Origin of the sequence: Hoeflea sp. AS60 (assembly GCF_038900115.1) — a bacterium.
Lineage (GTDB): Bacteria > Pseudomonadota > Alphaproteobacteria > Rhizobiales > Rhizobiaceae > Hoeflea.
In genome coordinates, this window is sequence record NZ_JBBMQP010000004.1 from 38,279 (window position 1) to 51,919 (window position 13,641).

Annotated in this window: 12 protein-coding genes; 9 read left to right on the plus strand and 3 right to left on the minus strand. The window is 58.3% G+C overall.

Annotation, left to right across the window (positions count from 1 at the left end; translation table 11 throughout):
- Positions 1–5: 5 nt before the first annotated feature.
- The 7 genes from WNZ14_RS20600 to WNZ14_RS20630 all read left to right on the plus strand — a co-directional run bounded on the left by WNZ14_RS20600 (position 6) and on the right by WNZ14_RS20630 (position 9,545).
- On the plus strand, positions 6–551 hold the full coding sequence (locus WNZ14_RS20600) for a DUF924 family protein (RefSeq protein WP_342870566.1): 546 nt from the start codon (positions 6–8) through the stop codon (positions 549–551).
- A 128-nt stretch (positions 552–679) separates the two neighbouring features.
- A complete protein-coding gene (locus tag WNZ14_RS20605) occupies positions 680–3,340 on the plus strand; it encodes a mechanosensitive ion channel family protein (RefSeq protein WP_342870567.1) in 2,661 nt (886 codons plus the stop codon).
- A 114-nt stretch (positions 3,341–3,454) separates the two neighbouring features.
- Complete coding sequence (locus WNZ14_RS20610; RefSeq protein ID WP_342870568.1) at positions 3,455–3,718, plus strand: hypothetical protein; 264 nt, start codon at positions 3,455–3,457, stop codon at positions 3,716–3,718.
- 229 nt (positions 3,719–3,947) lie between these two features.
- Positions 3,948–6,509: an FAD-dependent oxidoreductase gene (locus tag WNZ14_RS20615; RefSeq protein ID WP_342870569.1), complete on the plus strand. Its 2,562-nt coding sequence runs from the start codon at positions 3,948–3,950 to the stop codon at positions 6,507–6,509.
- 157 nt (positions 6,510–6,666) lie between these two features.
- Positions 6,667–7,500, plus strand: a complete 834-nt coding sequence (locus WNZ14_RS20620; protein WP_342870570.1) for a DUF1194 domain-containing protein — start codon at positions 6,667–6,669, stop codon at positions 7,498–7,500.
- Positions 7,501–7,780: 280 nt separating this feature from the next.
- Positions 7,781–8,626 (plus strand): response regulator, encoded by an 846-nt coding sequence (locus tag WNZ14_RS20625; RefSeq protein WP_342870571.1) that lies wholly within the window; start codon positions 7,781–7,783, stop codon positions 8,624–8,626.
- 61 nt (positions 8,627–8,687) lie between these two features.
- The gene (locus tag WNZ14_RS20630; RefSeq protein ID WP_342870572.1) at positions 8,688–9,545 is read left to right on the plus strand and encodes a response regulator; all 858 of its coding nucleotides are present in this window, start codon (positions 8,688–8,690) and stop codon (positions 9,543–9,545) included.
- 38 nt (positions 9,546–9,583) lie between these two features.
- On the opposite strand, the gene WNZ14_RS20635 is transcribed toward WNZ14_RS20630, so the two are convergent.
- Positions 9,584–10,585, minus strand: coding sequence for a GlxA family transcriptional regulator (locus WNZ14_RS20635; RefSeq protein WP_342870573.1), 1,002 nt, complete (start codon positions 10,583–10,585; stop codon positions 9,584–9,586).
- Positions 10,586–10,703: 118 nt separating this feature from the next.
- The gene (locus WNZ14_RS20640; RefSeq protein WP_342870574.1) at positions 10,704–10,892 is read right to left on the minus strand and encodes a hypothetical protein; all 189 of its coding nucleotides are present in this window, start codon (positions 10,890–10,892) and stop codon (positions 10,704–10,706) included.
- Between the two features lie 119 nt (positions 10,893–11,011).
- Here WNZ14_RS20640 and WNZ14_RS20645 point away from each other — a divergent pair, with 119 nt between their 5' ends.
- Entirely contained in the window at positions 11,012–11,917 is a 906-nt protein-coding gene (locus WNZ14_RS20645; protein WP_342870575.1) for a LysR family transcriptional regulator, read from the plus strand.
- A 130-nt stretch (positions 11,918–12,047) separates the two neighbouring features.
- Positions 12,048–12,413: an SH3 domain-containing protein gene (locus tag WNZ14_RS20650; protein WP_342870576.1), complete on the plus strand. Its 366-nt coding sequence runs from the start codon at positions 12,048–12,050 to the stop codon at positions 12,411–12,413.
- Positions 12,414–12,426: 13 nt separating this feature from the next.
- On the opposite strand, the gene WNZ14_RS20655 is transcribed toward WNZ14_RS20650, so the two are convergent.
- Positions 12,427–13,617 (minus strand): MFS transporter, encoded by a 1,191-nt coding sequence (locus WNZ14_RS20655; protein WP_342870577.1) that lies wholly within the window; start codon positions 13,615–13,617, stop codon positions 12,427–12,429.
- Between the last annotated feature and the right edge of the window lie 24 nt (positions 13,618–13,641).

Consider the following 13,641-nt stretch of genomic DNA (forward strand, 5'->3'; position numbering starts at 1 on the left):
TTTTCATGACCGAAACACCCGAAACCGTACTGGACTTCTGGTTCAATTCGCTGACGCCGAAGGATTGGTTCGTCAAGAGTGACGATATCGATCAAACCATCACCGAGCGGTTTTCGAGCCTGCATCTGGAGCTTTCGCGCGAGATAAGCGACGAATGGCGTGCGACCCCCGAGGCACGGCTGGCGCTGATCATCGTGTTCGATCAATTCCCGCGCAACATCTATCGCGGCACACCATTGGCTTTCGCAACCGATGGTCTTGCGCTGAAAGAAGCCAAGGCTGCGCTGGCGATGGGTGCCGACAAGGCGACCGGCGAAGACCGGCGGATCTTTTTCTACATGCCATTCGAGCACTCCGAGGATATTGTCGAGCAGGAGCGTTGCGTGGCGCTTTGCGAGGCGCTGGGCAATGAAAACTTTCTCGACTACGCCAACCAGCACCACGACATCATCAAACGATTTGGCCGTTTCCCGCATCGCAATCCGATTCTCGGACGGGCATCGACACCTGACGAGAAAGCCTATCTGGCCGAGCCTGGCGCCGGCTTCTGAGCTTACCGGCAAAGCCCGCTCGATCATTGGCACACTTGAACAATTGCCGTGCTGGCGCAGTCACCATTTGAGAAGCGCCAGCAGCCTGCTATGAATGACGCAGTGTTGGTGAAATGGACAGGGTTTTCATGCGTTTTGATGGGTTGATCGCGGCAATCTTTGCAGGCGTCATGCTGGCTGTGACTGCCGCATCCGTGAGTGCGCAAACGGCTCCTCCAGCCGAAACCTCGCAGCCGGAACTGCCGAGTGCTGCCGCTGTCGACAATCCAGCACCACCTGCGGCGTCGGCGGCAGCCCCCACCCAGGTTGCACCGGTCGACCCCATTGCATCACCGGCGATTGCGGCGGCTGAAGACAAGCTTACCTCGGCGGAAACCAGCATCGCGCGGTTGACCTCCAGGGTGGAGGAGAACTCGGGCAACGACAGCTCGCTGGTCGAGCTCAAGGTTGAAGTCGAAACCCTGGCGCGCAGCATGCTCGATATCGGCGTGTCGTTGCGTCCAAGGCTTACTGAAATCAAGGCTCGGATCGACCAGCTGGGACCTCCACCCGCCGAGGGAGAGCCGGCCGAGCCCGAGGCAGTGATTGCGGAGCGAAACCGCTTGGCCGTGGAGCGGGCGCAGATCAACGCCCTGACTGGCAGAGCCGAGGCAGTTTCTGTCAGGGCCAATCAGCTCGGTGACCGGATTACAGAAGCGCGGCGGGACCTTTTCACCACGACCCTTTTCAAAAGGACCGAAATCGGCCCGGCGATGCTGTCTCAGGCACTGATCGCGCTGGACGATGAAGGCAGCGATGTGCTGCGCACCTACGGATCCTGGGTGAAATTCGTCTGGGCCTTCAAGTGGCACGCGCTGCTCGCCTGGGTGTTTTTCTCGCTTCTTGCCGCGCTTGTGTTTGTGCCGGGAGCCTACCGTCTGTTTGGCGGGCTGATTGACCGTGATCCTGGCAACGAGGCGCCTGCCTATACAAGCCGCTTGTCGGTGGCGTTCTGGTCGACGGTGATACCGACAGCGGCCATGACTGCGCTGGCGGGGACAGTCTACGTGCTGGCGCAGAGTTTTTCGATTCTGCGCGTGGATGTTGCGCCGGTCATCGTCAGCGTGCTTGTAACACTGGTGGCGATTTTCTTTGTCGGCAAGCTGGCGCGCGGAATTCTGGCGCCGCGGATGTCTGCTTGGCGACTGGTCAATGTGTCCAATGGTGGCGCTCGGGTGCTCTACCTTCTGGTGGTGGCGATGATAATCGTCAACGGTCTCGATATTGTAGGTGACCAGCTCAGCCAGTCGCTCGGATCTCCGGTGGTGCTGACGGTTTTCAAGGGCATTGTCTCCGTCTTCCTGATGGCACTCATTCTGATCGGCATGGCGCTGGTCAAGCCGATGGTCGCCGCATCGGGAAATCCGGCTGACTCAGGGCGCCCCTGGCCGCGGGTTATCTCGGTCACGCTTTTAGGTGCCGGTTTCGGCCTTATGGCAACCGCAGCGCTGGGCTATGTCGGGTTTGCCCGTTTCGCTGCAACCCAGATCGTGGTGACCGGCGCGATCCTGACGACGATGTATATCGGCTATCTTTCAGGCAAGGCGATCTCCGAGCCCGGAGCCTTTGCACAAACTGCGATCGGGCGACGCATCGAAGACCGGTTCGAGCTCGGGTATCTTGCTCTCGACCAGTCAGGGTTGGGAGCGGGGCTGCTGATAAGCCTGGCCGTGCTGCTGGTCGGCATACCCATGATCCTGCTGCTATGGGGCTTTCAGGTTCAGGATATCGAGCTGTGGTTCTACCGCCTGATGACCGAGATCCGCATCGGCGGGATCACCATTTCCATTGTCGGCATCCTTTTCGGTATCCTGCTGTTCCTGCTCGGTCTGTTGGTCACCCGGTGGTTCCAACGCTGGCTCGACGGCAGTGTCATGGCTCGTGGACGGATGGATACGGGCGTCCGCAATTCGATCAAGACCGGGGTTGGTTATCTCGGCGTTGCCATCGCGGGACTGATCGGCATTTCCGCTGCCGGCATAGATCTTTCAAGCCTGGCTCTGGTTGCCGGTGCGCTGTCGCTGGGTATTGGTTTCGGACTTCAGAACATCGTCAGCAACTTTGTCTCGGGTCTGATCCTGCTGGCCGAGCGGCCATTCAAGGTTGGCGACTGGGTGGTGACCGGCTCGACCGAGGGGTTTGTCAAGAAGATCTCGGTTCGCGCCACAGAGATCGAAACATTTTCGCGGCAATCCATCATCGTGCCCAATTCGGAACTGATCAACGCACCTGTTGGCAACTGGACCCATCGCAACTCGCTCGGGCGTGTCGATGTGCCGATCGGTGTGAGCTATGATGCCGATCCGCGCAAGATCATCGAAATTCTGACCGAGGTGGCCGAGGGCCATGAACTGGTGCTCAACAATCCGGGGCCTGTCATCTACTTTGCGGGCTTTGGCGATTCATCACTCGATTTCGAAGTCAAGGCGCACGTGGCCGATGTGCTCACAGGCCTGTCAGTGCGCACCGAACTGCGGTTGCGTATTTTTGAAAGATTGAAAGCCGAAGGCATTGAAATTCCGTTCCCGCAACGCGATCTGAACCTCAAGATTGGCGATCAGGGTGAGCCTGTGACGGTGCTTGCGGAAAAGCTGATGAGCGGCAAGACGAGATCCGTCATGGCGTCGGCTGTTGCCAAACCTGTCGATAGCAAGCCTTCCGGGCGCAAGAGCCCCAAGCGGAAGACAGAAGCCAAGAGCAGGCAGGACTCCATGGAAGACGACTCCGGTCCTGACGGGGGTGACCGCTGATCATGTCCCATTCAGGCTGCGTTCATTTTCAAAATGCAATAAAGCATCCATACCGAGCCAAAGACGGCTCGAAAGAGTTCCAACAGGGAGCGGCGGTCTGACCGCCGAACACCGATGAAAAATATCATTCTTGGGTTGGCCTTAAGTCTCGCAATGGTTGGTGGCGCAACGGCCGCAAGCATCACCAATAAGGATGCGCAGTCGCAGGTGTTGATCGTCACCGAATCCGGCAACAAGATAGAAATGGCTGTCGAGGCAGGTGCCACTGTCAATTTCTGCCCGACTGGGTGTTTTGTGACGATGCCCTCGGGCGATCGCGAAACGCTTGCCGGCGGCGAAACCATCGACATTGTCAACGGCGCTGCGGTTATCAAGTAGTCTGTAGCCAGACATTCCTGACAAAGCCGCGGCTCTCCAATGAGAGTCGCGGCTTTTGCTGTTTTTGCCTGACTGTTTTTGCCTGGCTGATTGTCCGCAGCATCTGTACCCGAAATTGGTGGTCCGATTGTCGCTGGTCGTACAGCATGGCGATAATGTCGTAGACAGGCTGTAGTTTTAGTACGGCAGAATCTAAATTCTGTTCAAAGCGCAATCAGGGCAGACTTCAATGGCAGAGTTTCCGAAGCAGGCAAAGGTCGTCATCATCGGTGTGGGCGGGATCGTGGGGGCGTCGATCGCCCATCACCTGATCGAGCGCGGATGGGACGACATCGTCGGAATCGACAAGTCCGGCGTGCCCACCGATATCGGCTCGACGGCGCATGCGTCTGACTTCTGCTACACGACCAGCCACGACTATCTTTCTGTCTGGACCACCCAGTATTCGATCGATTTCTTCGAAAAGATGGGCCATTACGCCCGCATCGGTGGGCTGGAAATCGTTCGCGCCGGCGACGATGCATGGATGGAAGAGGTCAAGCGCAAGATCTCCTCGGGCAAGGCCTTTGGCACGCGGGCCAGCTTCATTGGTCCGGCAGAGGTGAAGGAAAAATTCCCGCTGGTCGAAGAAGAGATGGTGGCTGGTGCCCTTTGGGACCCGGACGCCGGTCTTGTCATTCCTCGCTCTCAGACAGTCGCGGGCAAGCTCGTTGATGCTGGCGAGAAGAGCGGCAAGCTGAATGTCTTTGCCAACACGCCCGCGCAATCGCTTATCGTAGAAGGCGGTCGGATCAAGGGTGTCGTCACCCATCGCGGCACCATCATGGCTGATCATGTCATCGTTTGTGCCGGCATCTGGGGCCGACTGATCGCCGAAATGGTGGGCGAGGACCTGCCGGTCATGCCGGTCGACCATCCGCTGACCTTTTTCGGCCCCTACAATGAATTCCAAGGCACCGGCAAGGATATCGGCTATCCGCTCATGCGCGACCAGGGCAATTCGGCCTATATGCGTGACACGGGTGACCCGAAGACCGCCGAAGGTGGCCAGATCGAGTGGGGCTACTACGAGACCGACAATCCGCGTCTCTGCCATCCGCGCGAGATTCTTGAAAAGCACGAGGCACGGCTTTCACCCTCACAGCGCGATCTCGACATGGAACAGATCCTAGAGCCGCTCGAGCGCGCCATGGAACTCACCCCCATTCTCGGCGAGCTCGGCTATAACGAGAGCCATTCCTTCAATGGCCTTCTGCAGGTGTCCGCTGCCGGTGGCGCTTCCTGTGGCGAAAGCCAGAAGGTACGCGGTCTGTGGTATTGCGTTGCCATCTGGGTCAAGGACGCGCCCGGTTACGGCAAGTTGATTGCCGACTGGATGACGGATGGCCGTACCGAGATCGACCACAACTCGATCGATTACGCCCGCTTCTATCCCCATCAGATGACCGAGGAATTCATCAGGAATCGCTGCTACGAAGCGGCCCAGAAGATCTATTTTCCGGCTATCCATCCGCGCGAACCCTATGCAACGAGCCGTGGCGTCAAGCGTTCGCCGTTTTATGAGCGCGAAGTCGAACTTGGCGGTCACTTCATGGAACTCGGCGGCTGGGAGCGTTCGCATGGCTACGCGTCCAACGAACACCTCTTGGAAAAATACGGCGACAAGGTTCCTGTTCGTGCAAACGAGTGGGACAGCCGTCACTTCTGGCGCGTGTCGAATGCCGAGCACCTGGCGCTGTCTGAGGATTGCGGCATCATAAACCTGTCGCACTTCCACATGGTCGATATCGAGGGGCCTGACCACGTTGCGCTGATGGAATGGCTGTGCGCGGCCAAGATCGGCGGCGACAACAATATCGGCAAGGGCATCTACACCCATTTCCTTGATGATGAAGGCATGGTGCGCGCCGACTTTACCGTCATCCGCATGCAGGATCGCTGCCGGCTTATCAACGGTGCCGATGCCGGCCCGCGCGACTTCCACTACATGAAACGCATCGCCGAGGACAAAGGCTATGACGTCACCATTACCGATGTCACCGAGAAGTTCATCACCATCGGTATCTGGGGCCCGAATGCCCGCGATACGCTGAAAAAGGTGGTGGCAGATCCGGCTGGTCTGGACATCGAGAACTTTGCCTTTGCGGCGATCAAGCCGATCGAGATTGCAGGCAAGACGGTGTCTGCATTCCGTCTCTCCTATGTCGGTGAGCAGGGGTGGGAGCTGCACATGAAGTACGAAGACGGGCTCGCCGTCTGGGACGCGCTCCGGTCAACCGGCGTTATGCCGGTCGGTGTCGAGACCTACGCAAACTCCCGCCGCATGGAGAAGAGCCTGCGTCTGCAGAATGCGGATCTTCTGACCCAGTACAACCTGATTGAAAGTGATCTGGCCCGTCCGAAGGTCAAGGAGGCCGATTTCCGCGGCAAGGCCAAGCACCTTGAATACAAGGCACGCGAGCACCAGCCAGCGATGCTGTGCACGCTGGTGATGACAGACAATGTCGATGCGAAAGGGGTGGCCCGCTACCCCGTCGGCGCCATGCCGGTAATGGATCCAGAGACGGGCAAGACGCTTGTCGACGAGCTCGGCCGCATTTCCTACACGACTTCGGTCGCCTACGGCCCGACCATCGGCAAGAACATCGCGCTCGCCTACCTGCCATGGAAATATTGCCAGGTGGGGCGCAAGTTGAACGTCGAATATTTCAGCGAAGCCTATCCGGTTGAGGTGGCTGCAGTTGGCTACAAGCCGCTTTACGATCCGGAGAACCTCAAGCCGCGGAGCTGACGCCAAGCTTTTCGACACCTGTTACCGGGTGGCTGGTGATTGGCCTTGCCGTGCGATCCGGACAGTGCTGCGCTCAGGGCATAGATTGACAGGCATCTGCTCCATCGATGCCTGAAAATCTGGTTCTGCCTTCGATCCTGTCATGCTAATTTGAGCCATGACTGGATGGATCAGGGTGGCCCTTGTGGCTGCGGGTTTGCTGACAGCCTTGTCCGGCGCGCAAGCGCGGGAGCCTGTTGATGTTGCGCTCGTGCTGGCGGTGGATGTGTCGCGCTCGATGTCACCGCGTGAACTGGCCATCCAACGCGAGGGATACGCCGCTGCGCTCAATCATCCGGATGTCGTCCGTGCCATCAGTCAGGGCGCCTATGGCCGCATCGCCGTTACCATGTTCGAATGGGCTGGCGAGAGTTCGATCGCCGAGGTGTTCGACTGGACGCTTGTGGAAACAGGTGCTGATGCGGACAGGCTTTCGGCGATTGTGAGCAGCTCCAAACCGGTCGGGCTGCGGCGGACATCAATCTCCGGCGCGATTGTGCACGCGCTCAAGCGTCTGGACGAGGCGCCATTCGACGGTTTCCGGAAGGTCGTTGATATCTCCGGTGATGGCCCCAACAATCAGGGGCAACCGGTGCTGGCCGCGCGAGAGGAAGCCTTGGCAAAACGCATCGTCATCAACGGATTGCCGCTGATGACCAGCGATGGACCGGGCAGCGGGTTCAACATTCAGGATCTTGACGTCTATTACGGCGAATGCGTGATTGGCGGGCCGGGGAGTTTTCTGGTGCCGGTGACGAGCTGGGATCAATTCCCTGAAGCCATCCGGCGCAAGCTGATCCTCGAGATCGGCGGATTGCCTGCCATCGACCCGGCAATCCTCCCGGCACAGGCATTACCCTCACAGCGGCTGCTGACATCATCCCAGCCCTATGATTGCCTGATCGGTGAGAAGATCTGGGAGCAGCGGCAATGGATGTTCGATGACCGGTAGTTGCCGGGCGGTTTCATGAAAGACTGCTGCTGATCTGGACGTTAGACGCTCCCGTGTGAGCGTTACCTGTTCCAAGCGCCACATCAGGGACGTCAGGTGGGAACCCGACAGCAAAGCGCTCGCCGATCCTGAGTGGCTGCTCTCAACGCGGGATTTTATGCTGGTAACGTGGCGCATTTCGTCGCGCCAGACGATGAAAATAGTGCCGCTGGTTGGTTTGATGTTAACCGAAATTCAATCCCGGCATGATTAGCGTATCCTAAGAAATAGGGGCGCGCGCATGTTTATCGGACTTTCGGGAATGCAGTACAATGGTGGGTCTCTTAATGAGCACCGCATTATCGTGGCGGAAGACTCAAATGTCTTCACCTCCATGATTGGTCAGAAGCTGAAGGAAAGCTTTGATATCGACATCGAAATTTGCCGTAGCTTTGAAGACCTTCAACTGGCCTTCGACTACAATGATCGCCCGATTACGCTGGCAATTTCGAACGTCAATCTGCCCGGTGCGGAAAATGGCGAGGCGCTGGCTTACCTAGCTGGCCTGTCGATCCCGATCATTGTCTTCACCGGCACATTTCACGAGAAAACACGCGAAGGCATCCTTGCCCGTGACATCGTCGACTATGTGATCAAGGACAGCATCCTGGCGATCGACATGCTGGAGGAATCGGTCTGCCGGTTCCTGACCAATCATCGCCACCATGTGCTCATTGTTGATGACAGCCCGACGGCGCGCGCGCTTCTGCGAAGCCGCCTCGAGCGCTTCAACTTCAAGGTTACTTCCGCCGAAAGCGGTGCGGAGGCTTTGAGCCTTCTGAAAGTAACTCCCGATATCGGATTGGTCATCACCGACTACAACATGCCCGATATCGATGGTTTTGAACTGACGCGGCGTCTGCGCGCGGTTCGTGGCAGCCACGAGCTTCGGATCATCGGCGTCTCCTCATCTGACAATCGCCTCCTGTCGGCTCGGTTTCTGAAAGCCGGGGGCAATGATTTCATGCTGCGCCCCTATGTGGACGAGGAATTCTACTGCCGCGTAAACCAGAACCTGGATACGCTTGACCAGATCCAGTCCGCGCGCCGAATGATTGGAAAAACACCCGGAGCGAAGGTCGCATAGCTCGGCCCGAAACCGCGCCACCGACCGTCTGGTTGGCCCGCGCACAAATGGAGTAGCCGATTTGCCAAGAGCTTCAAAAGACCTCGAATTCAAAGCCAACCTGTCGCCAACCGGGGAGCGGCTTCGTGTGTTGCTGGTCGAAGACTCGCGGATGTTCACCTCGGCGCTCAAGTTTAGGTTCGAAGCAGATCTCGGGGTTGAGGTCGTCACCTGCAGTTCGTTGGCCGAGATGAAGCAGGCTGCGCGTGATGCCAATCATGGCTTCTTCGTTGCTGTCACTGATCTCAACCTGCCTGATTCACCTCATTGCGAGGCGCTTGATTACGCTCTTGAGATCGATTTGCCGACGATTGTCTTCACCGGAAAATTCGACTTCAACACGCGCGCCAGCATTTTGAAGAAGAATGTCCTCGACTACGTGATCAAGGATACTGACCGGGCATTCGATGAAATCGTCTCGGCGGTCAAACGGATCATAACCAACCGCAATTATCGTATTCTGGTCGTGGATGACACGAAGACCCAGCGCAGCATTCTTTCGGCCATGCTGCTGGCGCAGAAGTTCGAAATAGTAGAGGCCGCCTCCGGGCAGCAGGCCCTGGAAGCCATCGCGGCAAATCCGGATATCAAGCTGGTTCTGACCGACTATCACATGGGTGACATGGACGGCTATCAGCTGACGCGCAAACTGCGCCGGGACCATTCCGATGACACACTCCGCATCATCGGAATTTCCAATTCCAACGACCCGGAGTTGTCGGCCAGCTTCCTGAAGGCAGGCGCGAGCGATTTTCTCTATCGCCCCTTTGTCCAGGAAGAGTTTCAGTGCCGCATCGCGCAGAATATCGGCATTCTGACGAAGATGGAGGCTTTGAAAGAAGCCTTGGCATCTTATTCAGACCTGGCGGTACCCGCCTGAGCTGACCCAAGCATACCCTGACAGGGATTGTGCGGACTTCACGCTGCGGTGAGGTACTGCTTGCGCTCGGCGCGTTCTTGCTGCGGCGAGCGGTTGTAGAGTTCGCGGTAGCACTTGGAGAAGTGCGAGGCGGAGACGAAGCCGCAGGCAACCGCCACTTCGACAACCGGCATCGGTGACTGGATCAACAGGTGCCGTGCCCGGTCAAGCCGGATTTCCAGATAGTAGCGCGCCGGTGATCGGCCCATTTCCTGGCGGAAGAGACGCTCGATCTGGCGCCGCGAAAGGCCCGCGTCATCTGCGATCTCGATCAGTGACAACGGTTCGGACAGATTTGCTTCCATCAATTCGATGATCGACAGAACCTTGGCGTTTTGCACCCCGAGACGCGCACGCAGCGGCAGCCGCTGGCGGTCATGGGCGTTGCGGACACGATCGGTCAACGCCATTTCGCAAATGCGGTTGACCAGGGTGTCGTCATGATCTTCACCGATCAGGCTCAGCATCATGTCGAGCGCAGCCGTGCCGCCTGCGCAGGTATGAATGGTGCCATCGATTTCATAAAGGTCGGCAAAGACATTTGCCTTCGGGAAGGCTTCGGCGAAGCCGGGCAGATTTTCCCAGTGGATGGCGCAGCGGCGGCCCGACAGCAAGCCTGCCTGAGCAAGGATATGTGCGCCGGTGCACAGTCCGCCGACGGCGACGCCGCGGTTGTGCTCTTCACGCAGCCAGGCCAGCACCGACTTGTTCTGGAACTGATCGACATTGACCCCCGAACAGACGAAAACCATCGTTGGCCGGTTTTCACCCGACAGGCTGCGCCGCTCGTCTGCGAGCGACGTGTTGACGCCGACCACAACCTGGTTTGACGCAGGCACAGGTTCGCCATCATGCGACGTCAGCCGCCACTTGTAGCATTCATATCCGAGCATCCGGTTGGCCAGACGCAATGGTTCGATCGCCATCGAGAAGGCGATCATGGAGAAATCCGGAACCATGAAAAATACGATCGACCGCTTGTGCTTATTCTGTGAGGCCATGCCCAAAACCCTGTGCGGGCCTCGGCGAGGCCCATGTCGCGATCAGGCCATAAAAATCGTGATTTGTCACTGGCGGGACAGCGAATTTTTATGGCTTGCGACATGGGCGGGCTGGCGATCACAGCATCGGGCGGGTATGAATATCCTGCTGTATACGGTTCGCCGAGGGGCGATCTCTTGGAGCTTGCCAGCCTATGTCCTTCTGCAGTTCAAGCGGAAGGTTGAGCATGGTGCTTTCCATGACCGCGCGCTGGTGGTTGGCATGCCACCGGCGGGCATGGCGGACGATGCGAGAAATACCGAACATGTCTGATGTCTCCTTGATCGGCGTTGACCAGTCAGGCTGGATTGACAACACCATCACTCCGATGCATCATTCAATCAAACGAAATGAATTGACTTCATCGATCAATGGAATTGAACCTTATGAACGCTCCCTTGAACCACCCTCTGCTGATGCTGGATCCGGATGTGCTGCGCAGCTTCGTCGCGATCGCCGAGACGGGCAGCTTCACTGCTGCCGCGGCGCGGATTTACCGGACGCCGTCGGCGGTCTCCATGCAGATCAAGCGGCTTGAAGAACAATTGGGTGTATCGGTGTTTCTGCGCGATGCGCGCAATGTCTCTCTGACCCATGATGGTGAGGTGCTGCTGGGCTATGCCCGGCGGTTGATCGCGCTCAACCGGGAAGCGATCTCGCGCTTTGTGACATCTGATGTGTCCGGTGTGGTGCGGATAGGGTCGCCATCCGATTATGGTGAGGCGGTGCTGCCGTCGGTGCTCAAGCTGTTTGCAAAGTCGCACCCCTCGGTGGTCGTTGACGTGGTGATCGACCAATCCTCCAGCCTGCTGAAGCGGTTTGCATCAGGTCACATCGATATCACTCTGGTCAGTTGCATGAGGAACCACACGCCGGGACCTGACGAAGTGATGATGACTGATGATATCGTCTGGGCCGGCGCCAAGGGTGGACAGGCCTGCCTGATGGACCCGCTGCCGGTTTCGATGTGGGATGAAGGCTGCGTTTGGCGCGAAAGTGCACTGACGGCGCTCGAAAAGGTTGGGCGGTCCTACCGTGTGGCTTTCATGACGTCACATATGGCCGGCCAGCGGGCGGCAATCCTGGCGGACCTGGCAGTCGCGCCGATGGGGCGGAGCTTCGTCGGGCCAGATATCCAGATACTGGACGAGAATTGCGGGCTTCCCGCGCCCGGAGAGTATCAATTGCTGCTGAAAGTTGCTGCCGATCCATCGCCGCAGGTTTCTGCGCTCAGCGATCATTTTCGCGCTGGTTTTGAACGGTTCAACCAGACTGGCTCGTTTGACATGTGAAGTGGGTATCCGCGGGAGGGCTGCGGCGATGAATGCTGGCTGAACGGCTTGTTCAGCGTCAGGATAGATGTGCTTGTGTAGATTGCAGATACCGGCGCATTCAACCGAGCGCCAAAGGGGAGACAAGATCATGAAACCATCCATCCGCATCATTCTGGCCCTCGCTGCTGCAGTCGTTGGCGCCACCGCAGTTCCTGCAATGTCGTCGGCGTTTACCGCCGGCACGATCACGGCCATCGCGCCTGACGACGCACTCAACATTCGCAAATGGCCCTCGGCGCAATCCAAGATCATTGACGCCTATGAACTCAATGAGCAGATCAGCCTGACTGGCCGCTGCAAGGATATCATCACCAATATCTCGTTCCGGATTGACGGCTATGGCGGCGTCGAATGGAAATACGCCCAGATGAAGAAAGCCAATGTCTGGTGCCAGGTGATGACCAATGACGCTGAACTCGGCTGGGCGCGCGGCAAGTATATCCGGCCGGAGTGAACCCGGTTTCGCCTCAGGTTTTCACAAGTGATGAAGCGTCTGCTTTGGCCCGGCTGCGGGCCATCGCCACATGAACGATTATTGCCGCACCGTAGCAGGTAATCAACAACACCGGTAAACCGAACGCCGCGCCAGTCGATGCGACGGCCAACAGTGCCGGGGTTCCCAGTGCATTGCCGATATTGCCTGTCTGGGCGATGCCGCCATTGGCGAGCGCCCGGTCGGGCAGGTTTGAGTTTAGCTCCGGCACCGCTGCGAAGCTCGCGCCCTGAACCAGCCCGAGCGCTGCGAACAACGCAATGAAAAGCCAGGCGCTCGGGCCCGTCAGCAGGAACACCACCACGAGCAGGATGGCGATCGCAAATCCTGTGATGATGACCGAGACGGCGGAGATGTATTTGAGCAGGATATTGCCCACGGTCATCGACGAGATAATGCTGGCCAGCGGCATAGCAGCGGCGACAAAGGGGCGGCTTGAGGGATCAACCATCGAGGGCAGCACCGCCAGCATGGCGACAAAGGTCAGCGTGTAGAACACCCAGCCTAGTGCCGGTGCGGCAATGAACGGTGAGGAATAGACAGTTACGTGGCGGCGAATGATGTCCACGGCTGACGGCCATGGCGGCGCGTTGCGGTGGTTCTCGGCTGGCAGCTGCAGTGCGAGAAGGGCTGCGAACATGGCCATGTAGACGGCGTGGATCACAGGCAGTCCGGGAAGGCCGTAGGACCCAAGGATTGCGGGAGCCGCGAGCGCGATGGCCGCGAAGGCGACGCCGAAATAGCTGCCCCACAGCGTAAGCGCCATGCCCTGATAACGCTGCGATGTCAGTTGGGCGATCAGGGTTGGAGCCGATACGACGATTGCCAAGTGCGACAGGCCTTCAAGCAGGCGGCTCGCCAGCATCCATTCGAACCCGGGCAGTGTTGCTTGCCAGGTGGAAATCAGAGCTCCCGACACCAGGCCCCCAAGCAGCAGGCGGCGCACGCCGATCTGAATGGCTATGACGCCAGCGATCAGCCCGAGAACCATCCCCATCACAGAAATGAACGAAACGAGATAGCCGGACGCTGCGCCGGTCTCGCCATAATAGGCCTGCAGTTCGGGGAAGATCACCACGATCTTGGCAAATTGCGCCGCGGCCCCAAGGCCGGCTGCCCACAAGGCAAGAACAAGAAGCAAAGGTGAGCGGATCAGGGAGGTCATCCCAAATGCCGTAGAGCCAAGTTC

What these genes read in the sequence shown, in the direction of transcription:
- WNZ14_RS20655 (WP_342870577.1), bottom strand. Translation starts at nt 13,617, where the DNA reads ATGACCTCCCTGATCCGCTCACCTTTGCTTCTTGTTCTTGCCTTGTGG.
- WNZ14_RS20635 (WP_342870573.1), bottom strand. Translation starts at nt 10,585, where the DNA reads ATGGCCTCACAGAATAAGCACAAGCGGTCGATCGTATTTTTCATGGTT.
- WNZ14_RS20645 (WP_342870575.1), top strand. Translation starts at nt 11,012, where the DNA reads ATGAACGCTCCCTTGAACCACCCTCTGCTGATGCTGGATCCGGATGTG.
- WNZ14_RS20600 (WP_342870566.1), top strand. Translation starts at nt 6, where the DNA reads ATGACCGAAACACCCGAAACCGTACTGGACTTCTGGTTCAATTCGCTG.
- WNZ14_RS20615 (WP_342870569.1), top strand. Translation starts at nt 3,948, where the DNA reads ATGGCAGAGTTTCCGAAGCAGGCAAAGGTCGTCATCATCGGTGTGGGC.
- WNZ14_RS20650 (WP_342870576.1), top strand. Translation starts at nt 12,048, where the DNA reads ATGAAACCATCCATCCGCATCATTCTGGCCCTCGCTGCTGCAGTCGTT.
- WNZ14_RS20610 (WP_342870568.1), top strand. Translation starts at nt 3,455, where the DNA reads ATGAAAAATATCATTCTTGGGTTGGCCTTAAGTCTCGCAATGGTTGGT.
- WNZ14_RS20605 (WP_342870567.1), top strand. Translation starts at nt 680, where the DNA reads ATGCGTTTTGATGGGTTGATCGCGGCAATCTTTGCAGGCGTCATGCTG.
- WNZ14_RS20640 (WP_342870574.1), bottom strand. Translation starts at nt 10,892, where the DNA reads ATGTTCGGTATTTCTCGCATCGTCCGCCATGCCCGCCGGTGGCATGCC.
- WNZ14_RS20625 (WP_342870571.1), top strand. Translation starts at nt 7,781, where the DNA reads ATGTTTATCGGACTTTCGGGAATGCAGTACAATGGTGGGTCTCTTAAT.
- WNZ14_RS20620 (WP_342870570.1), top strand. Translation starts at nt 6,667, where the DNA reads ATGACTGGATGGATCAGGGTGGCCCTTGTGGCTGCGGGTTTGCTGACA.